8 protein-coding genes are annotated in these 6,715 nt (G+C 40.7%); 5 read left to right on the top strand and 3 right to left on the bottom strand.

The genetic code is table 11. The features are described from left to right. Positions 1 to 35: 35 nt before the first annotated feature. The 3 genes from HWQ44_RS22705 to HWQ44_RS22715 all read left to right on the top strand — a co-directional run bounded on the left by HWQ44_RS22705 (position 36) and on the right by HWQ44_RS22715 (position 1,557). Positions 36 to 209, top strand: coding sequence for a hypothetical protein (locus HWQ44_RS22705; RefSeq protein ID WP_292723367.1), 174 nt, complete (start codon positions 36 to 38; stop codon positions 207 to 209). A 32-nt stretch (positions 210 to 241) separates the two neighbouring features. Then, complete coding sequence (locus tag HWQ44_RS22710; protein ID WP_292723369.1) at positions 242 to 457, top strand: hypothetical protein; 216 nt, start codon at positions 242 to 244, stop codon at positions 455 to 457. A 143-nt stretch (positions 458 to 600) separates the two neighbouring features. Next, positions 601 to 1,557, top strand: a complete 957-nt coding sequence (locus tag HWQ44_RS22715; protein ID WP_292723370.1) for a pentapeptide repeat-containing protein — start codon at positions 601 to 603, stop codon at positions 1,555 to 1,557. Positions 1,558 to 1,649: 92 nt separating this feature from the next. Here HWQ44_RS22715 and HWQ44_RS22720 read toward each other — a convergent pair whose 3' ends face one another. The 3 genes from HWQ44_RS22720 to HWQ44_RS22730 all read right to left on the bottom strand — a co-directional run bounded on the left by HWQ44_RS22720 (position 1,650) and on the right by HWQ44_RS22730 (position 3,897). Beyond that, the gene (locus HWQ44_RS22720) at positions 1,650 to 2,717 is read right to left on the bottom strand and encodes a WD40 repeat domain-containing protein (RefSeq protein WP_292723372.1); all 1,068 of its coding nucleotides are present in this window, start codon (positions 2,715 to 2,717) and stop codon (positions 1,650 to 1,652) included. 82 nt (positions 2,718 to 2,799) lie between these two features. Further along, positions 2,800 to 3,402, bottom strand: a complete 603-nt coding sequence (locus HWQ44_RS22725; RefSeq protein WP_292723374.1) for a hypothetical protein — start codon at positions 3,400 to 3,402, stop codon at positions 2,800 to 2,802. A gap of 324 nt (positions 3,403 to 3,726) precedes the next feature. Further along, on the bottom strand, positions 3,727 to 3,897 hold the full coding sequence (locus tag HWQ44_RS22730) for a CopG family transcriptional regulator (protein WP_292723384.1): 171 nt from the start codon (positions 3,895 to 3,897) through the stop codon (positions 3,727 to 3,729). A 1,231-nt stretch (positions 3,898 to 5,128) separates the two neighbouring features. On the opposite strand from HWQ44_RS22730, the gene HWQ44_RS22735 reads away from it, so the two are divergent. Together HWQ44_RS22735 and HWQ44_RS22740 are read left to right on the top strand one after the other, a co-directional pair. Then, the gene (locus HWQ44_RS22735) at positions 5,129 to 5,266 is read left to right on the top strand and encodes a hypothetical protein (protein ID WP_292723376.1); all 138 of its coding nucleotides are present in this window, start codon (positions 5,129 to 5,131) and stop codon (positions 5,264 to 5,266) included. 678 nt (positions 5,267 to 5,944) lie between these two features. Then, a complete protein-coding gene (locus HWQ44_RS22740) occupies positions 5,945 to 6,424 on the top strand; it encodes a hypothetical protein (RefSeq protein ID WP_292723378.1) in 480 nt (159 codons plus the stop codon). Positions 6,425 to 6,715 lie beyond the last annotated feature (291 nt).

The following is a 6,715-nucleotide window of genomic DNA, read 5'->3' on the forward strand; positions in this document are numbered from 1 at the left end:
TTTTCTAGAACTCTAGTGGTCTGTCTGTTTTGTATTTGCTGTTGACAGATGGCGTGTTAGAAACGGATGGTGTGCGAGATTTTTATCCAACGGACAACAGAAAGTCTTTTACAGTGATGATTGCAGGAAATAGAATTATCACTCAGTTGGAAAAATCGGTAATTCAATCTCAAGTGATAGCGATCGCACTCTGGCCCAATAGCTGCTGAAGATTGCACTCAGAATTTATCGGGGGAAGCTCATGAACAACCAACGGAATCACGAAAACCTCAGCCCACAAGAAACGCCATGTCCTATCTGCGGTTCACAAAATTTTGTTTGGGGTCGTACCGTTGGAGAATCAGTAAGTCAGTGGGTATATTTCCGTGCTGATGGGGCTGTGTGGGGAGAAGGTGAAAAGCTACGGGGGCGTAAATGTAGAGATTGTAACAATGTTCAACTGTTTTCGTATGATTAGCTGATGAGTAGCCACCAGTGAGTAAATTGTAGTCAAATACTTGGCATTACTTACCAATCACAAAAGAAATATTGCACTACAGTCCGTAAAAGCACATACTCTAAGTGTAGTCTGCATAAACCCTCGCCTTTACTAGCCCAGCCATGCCCCAAGACTTTTCCGGTCAAAATCTCAGAGGTCGTTCTTTTAAAGGTCAAAACTTGGCTGGGGCAAACTTTAGTGATGCGGATATTCGAGGAGCAGATTTTACGGATGCTATTCTAAGAGGGACTAACTTTAGCAATGCAAAAGCTGGACTGCAAAAGGGTTGGGTTAGTTTTCTAGTTTGTGTTTCGTGGTTGCTCTCTGGAATTTCAGGATTTTTCTTAGCCATCACTGGAGGCTTGATAGTTTCTATATTTAATAGCTCAACTTTAGAGACTAAGGTTTCAGGCTGGACTGCCTTAGTCGTTGCCCTCATCGGAGCCGTCGCCGTCGCCTTAGCCTTCGCTTTCACCGTCGCCCTCGTTGTTGCCTTAGCCTTAGCCTTGGATTTAGCCGGGGCCTTTTCCTTCGCCGTCGCCGTCGCCTTAGCCGTTACCTTAGTGGTTGCCGTCGCTCTCGCCTTTTCCTTCGCCATCGCCTTTTCCTCCGCCATCGCCTTTTCCTTCGCCATCGTCTTGCCTTTCGCCATTACCGTCGCTGTTGGCCTCGTCGTCGCTGTCGCATTAGGACTGGACAAAGCCAAAGCCTTAGCCTTCGCCATTACCTTGGTCTTCGCCGTCGCTGGAGCCGTCGCTGGAGCCTTAGTTTTCGCCATTGCCTTGGTTTTCATCTTAGCCAGAAGTGGAGCCGAATCCATCGTCTTCCTCGCAGCGGCAGGTTTGTCCTTCGTCGTCACCTTCGCCATCGCTTTTACCGTAGCTATACTTAGTATTTACATTGCTAGGAGGGCAATGAAAGGAGATGAAAAATACGCCATTATTCGCAACGTTGCTGTTGTTTTTGCAACCTTTGGTGGTACAAGCTTTCGCAGTGCTGATTTAACTGATGCTAATTTTACAGGAGTCATACTTAAAAGTACGGATTTTAGAAAAGCTATTCTGACTCGTACTTTTTGAGCGAGAATACCCATAGTTAAAGTTAAGTTCTGTATCTGTAACCAGCTTCTCGTTTTAGAAGTTCCCGTGCGCCAAAAATAGGGCTAATGCAGTTATTTAATTTGCCAAATATGTATAGTACTCTCCTCATTGCTACTAGCAAGGGTTTTACCATCCCGGCTCAAAGCAAGCCCTAAAACAGAACTGAAACCATCTTGAAAGGTATGCAACGGCTTTAAAGTCTCTAAGCTCCACAGTTTAATACTGCCATCATAATTGCCGCAAATGAGAATTTTTCCATCGGGGCTGATGGCAAGAGATTCAACTGAATTAAAATTATCACTAAAGTCATGCAGCAGTTTTCCAGTTTGAAGATTCCATAACTTCAGGGTACTAATTGCACGATTTCGAGAAACTAGCTGACCAAAACTACCAGTAACAAGCTTTTTGCTATCTGGAGTAATGGCAATAGCATCAACTCCAGTTTTGTGTCCTTTGAGAATATGGCGTGTTTTTTTGGTTTGTAAATCAATCAGCCTAATTGTATTATCATCGCCACCCCCAGCACTTACAAGGGTTTGCATATCAGGGCTAAATGCAACTTTACTCACAAATCCTGAGTGTGTAGTAATGGTATCAAGCAGCTTAAGCTTGTGTAAATCCCAAAGCTTGATTGTATAATCGTCACTACCACTAGCAATCAATTTACCATCTGAACTAATCGCAACAGTTTCTACTGGTTGGGTATGCCCACTGTCGCCCTTTAGCATAAGAAAAGTGCGTAAATCCCAAACCTTCATTGTTGGGGTGCTTATCCCACCAGTTACAATCCGCTTGCCATCTGGACTAATCGCAATTGAAGTAACACCATCTGAGTGAGCGTCTAAACTACGCAACAATTTCCCAGTACGTAAATTCCAGAATTTAATTGTATCATCTCTACCTGCACTAATCAGGGTTTGCCCCGAAGAGCTAATCGCAACTGCTCGAACACCAAAAGTCACTTTTTTATGCCCAGTCAGTGTGTGAACAAGTTGAATCTGTAGTTGGGACTGAGTAATTGTACTCTTGCCTATGGGAAGATTTGAACTAGAAGAATGTACATCAATACCAGTGATGTTTACTGCAATTGCTAAAACTATAATGACTGGTCTGGATTTGAGAAAATGCAATAATTTCATGGTGCCAAGGAACGCAATTACATAACATAGTTCCCATTGGATGGGACGCGATCGCTTATAAATAGAGCAAATCAAATCTTAGTTAATCAATTGGTTCTTTGGTGCAATGTAGATAATTTGAATTAACCCATCCTGACAAACCATTAACTCTAGTATTGGGCCCTTGAACGACACTTACATAAGCCCAGATACCCTCTTGTTTCTTCAACAAAACATTATTGCCATTATCAAGACCTGCCCTAGATTGTCCATTCGGGCTATCACGAAGTGCCAGTTGCCCAGATGTAATATTCACTACATCACAATAAGTTACACCCTTGAGAGTTCCTACATTTTCAGTTGTCTCTACTAGTTGATGGCGTAATATCTGCTTATCTTTGTTGTAAATATTCAAATACATTCCTTCATTGGCATTTTCACGCCAGGAAACTGAATAAGTATAATCGCCATTTTCCCAAGTAATACCCCGATAACCATTATCACGCCAAGATGTTCCATTTTCTAAATTTATACATTTCCCCTGAGCATCACAACCTCTGTAGGTTTTGCCATTTTCTCCATCATCCAAAGTAATTGTAAATTCTCCAGCAAGGTAAGTCTCCGCTTTTGCATGAGTAGCAGTTACTCCAATAAAGAAAACAGTCAAAATTGCAGTCAAAAACAATGCTTTTATGCGTTTAATCATATTTACCTCTAGAATTTTCTAAAAATCAGAAAAATAATATTTTTGTCGGTTCAACTTGTGAATTCAGCCGTTGCAGAACTATAGGAAGTTCATCAGGTGTCAAAATCGTAAAGCTATTGTCGAGTGATATTTTCATGTTGATTGAGGTTGCTGACTAAGAATAAAACCTCGATAAGAGAGTAATATGAATCCTCTTAGTTTATTCAACACAAGGTCTTACTTTAAATTTTCCCTCAGCAGTAGCTTTTCTAACACAAAAGCTCCCCGATAAAGATCCAAGGAGTATGAAATCGTTGTGACTATAACTTGTGCGAGAATAGCGGTTCAATTTGCATTTGGTGTTTCTTCGGTTGGCAAAGAGCGAATCAACTCTCGAATTACATCGGTTGCTGGTCGTCCTGTTATTGAACAGTATTTTTCTAATCTTTCTGCTTCCCCTGATGCCAAATTAATTGTGAATCGTTTAGTCGCCCATTTCTTATTCACTGATTTAATCAACTCGAATTAAAACTACTTCTCTAATATCAATCATTCAAACTGTTATCACAATGATAAAAGTAATGATATTAGCCTCAAGAAGCTGTAAAGTAAACATTAATAAGTGTAAAGCCGTAGTGAAGAGTTTAAATTTAGTTTAAGTGATGAAGATTAAGTAATTTAAAGGCAATAATTATGAGTAGAACATAAGCTAAAAGTTTTTCTGTAATTAAGCATTCAGTGTAAATACATGGTAACTAGCAGCTTATCGGCTGGATTGCTAGAGGCAATTTTGAACCAATCTGAGTTAAGTTCGGGAGAATAAAGCAAGATAGCCTAACTGCCTGCTGTAGGCGATCGCTATCCTTTTAACTCATTGGCACAAGGCTTTACACCAACACAACTGGTATCAATCCAATAGCCCCAATAGCCAATATCAGGGCGACTAGTGATAATCTTGGGTGCTTCAATTATCTCTGCGATCGCCTCGGGCGGTTACGCATCGCACTCTTGACGGGGCGTAAGCCCATCACATATACGCCTGATTGATCCCCAGATTTACTTTCTCAGCACACCATCACCAGCAACCATATTCTGTGTGCCACCAAGGAAGAAGCTCAAAATCGCTGATGTCCTCTATGATACTTTGGCTGATACTGACTTTTAATCTTTGTAATGCCAACTTCAAGATTATTCGTTTTTTGCGTAAAGCACGAAACTTGAGATGAATAGTATTATATAACGGTATCTATTATGGATAAACTGGGGACAACACTAAAAGTCTCCTATATAATTTACTTCTATCAAAAACTGCTCTAGCTTACGTCTAGGGCAGTTTTATATTGCACAGTATAAACCGGATTGTGAACTGCAATTAATGGTGAATATCCATTGCTATTTGGTTCATCTTGGCTAGGACTGTAAAGCACTTCTATTGAGAATATCATACATATTTTGGCTTTGACTAATTCTATAATCACCTTTTAACAGGAAATTGTGTGAAGCTGTAAGAGAATGAAGAATCAAAGAAGAATTCAGAAGTCAGAATTCAGGAGTCAGAATGAGTGGGGGATTCAGACCCACCACTCGATTCTTGCACTACTAAATCTCCGATTTAGTGGGGGAGCAAAAACGCCGTTTATTCATCCGCCACTCGCTTAACCTTCTTCTGAATTCTGGCTACTGACTCCTGAATTCTGTTCGTTAAACTTTCTTCTACTAATCAGTTCTAACTTACGTAATTATAAATATGCCTTCAATTTCCTACAACCGCACCGATAGCCAGCAACCACAAAGCATTACCATTCAAGGTTATGTTGTTCGTCCCGGATTACACATTCTCACTTACGAGCAACTCAAGTTGCTACGGGAGCAAACTGTGACTTGAAGAAGATTTTGGACATGTTGTCCACCTTTACCTTCCAAAAATGGATGTCCAAGTTTACCTTCCAAGAACGTCAAAAAAATAGCATAAAGGAAAACTAAACTGCTCAAACTCTATGCCTGTATGCAAGATAAAGGTTTTGGTAATAGCGATACTTACTGCGGCAAGCGATCGCAAAGCTTGTGAAAAATCCTACAAGTTAGGCAATAAGTTGGACAGGAGCCGTATTCAAGCGGATTTGTGTCCATTTTCTTCTTCCATTTCTGTTATTCTGTCCATTTTCTTTTTCCAAAAGAGCGTAGCTTGCCGCCGAAGGCATCGCTTGCTTAATGCCTTAACGAAGTTATAGGTATTTCAGCTTGCAACTTGTCCAATTTCTTCTTCCAAACCTGTCCAAAATCTTCTTCAAGTCACACAAACACAGCATCATTCTCAGCTTGAACATTTAGTCAGCCAAGGTGTAATTAAGTTGACTGGTTAATAGTCGCCAGCACAAAAATCCTAACTCGCTACATCTAATTCCACAGTTGCTGGCTGTTGTTCTTCCTTTACAGCAGCCAGTTCCTCAATAAAAACGTCAATTGCCTTGGCTGCTGACTGCTTGCCTGTTTTCAACTTATCAAGAATTTTTCTAACCTTTTTGCTTCGCCTAATGTAAGTAAAATTGTTATTGGTTTAAACTTGTCTAACGTCAACTGTTTTGCAGAGGTAATACAGATGTGGGAATGTTGCAAGTGCCATGAGCAGAATGAAGAGACTTTCTCTTTCTGCTGGAGTTGTGGTACCTCAAACGATGGAATCGAGGACAAGTCATTCCAGGCAGTTGACGAAATTGCTCCTTCTAGCATTAAAGGTCAGCCAGTCTTCGTAACATCAACAGGGCTAGCCGAGTATCCAGACCAACAAGAAGTTGAACTTTTGGCGTGTGTTAAATGTGGCTCTGAAAATATAATTCCAAACGTTCGTATTGTCACCCATACAGAAGAGTTTAAAAAGGATCTGCAAGTAGAAATTTACGAAAATCCAAAAGCGCTCATATTTAAAGGAACTCACACTGGGACATTAACAGCATATATTTGTGGCCAGTGCGGCTATACAGAGATGTATATCAGCAATCCACAATACTTACTCAATCAGTACAGAAAGAATAAGAAAAGTTAATTGCCGATAAAACCTCTGCGAATGTCGTGGTTTAAGATGTTTCAGTCCCCGTGGGGGATTTGGTTAGTGGAAACAAATCTGAGGCTTTCGACACTTGTGTAGGGCTTGTTTCGTTTCAGTCCCCGTGAGGGGATTTGGTTAGTGGAAACCCAATATCTATCTTTGCGTAGTTTGGGGTTCTTGAAAATGTTTCAGTCCCCGTGAGGGGATTTGGTTAGTGGAAACCTGTTCGGCAATATAGAACCCATTTGACATCTTTTACTGTGTTGAAGTAAAGTGAGCGCAAAAGTT

This window comes from Nostoc sp. JL34, from assembly GCF_017114945.1.
Classification (GTDB): Bacteria; Cyanobacteriota; Cyanobacteriia; order Cyanobacteriales; family Nostocaceae; genus Nostoc.

Bases quoted from the DNA above. Each gene is read 5' to 3' on its own strand.
- HWQ44_RS22710 (WP_292723369.1), top strand. From the start codon at position 242: ATGAACAACCAACGGAATCACGAAAACCTCAGCCCACAAGAAACGCCA.
- HWQ44_RS22735 (WP_292723376.1), top strand. From the start codon at position 5,129: ATGCCTTCAATTTCCTACAACCGCACCGATAGCCAGCAACCACAAAGC.
- HWQ44_RS22725 (WP_292723374.1), bottom strand. From the start codon at position 3,402: ATGATTAAACGCATAAAAGCATTGTTTTTGACTGCAATTTTGACTGTT.
- HWQ44_RS22715 (WP_292723370.1), top strand. From the start codon at position 601: ATGCCCCAAGACTTTTCCGGTCAAAATCTCAGAGGTCGTTCTTTTAAA.
- HWQ44_RS22720 (WP_292723372.1), bottom strand. From the start codon at position 2,717: ATGAAATTATTGCATTTTCTCAAATCCAGACCAGTCATTATAGTTTTA.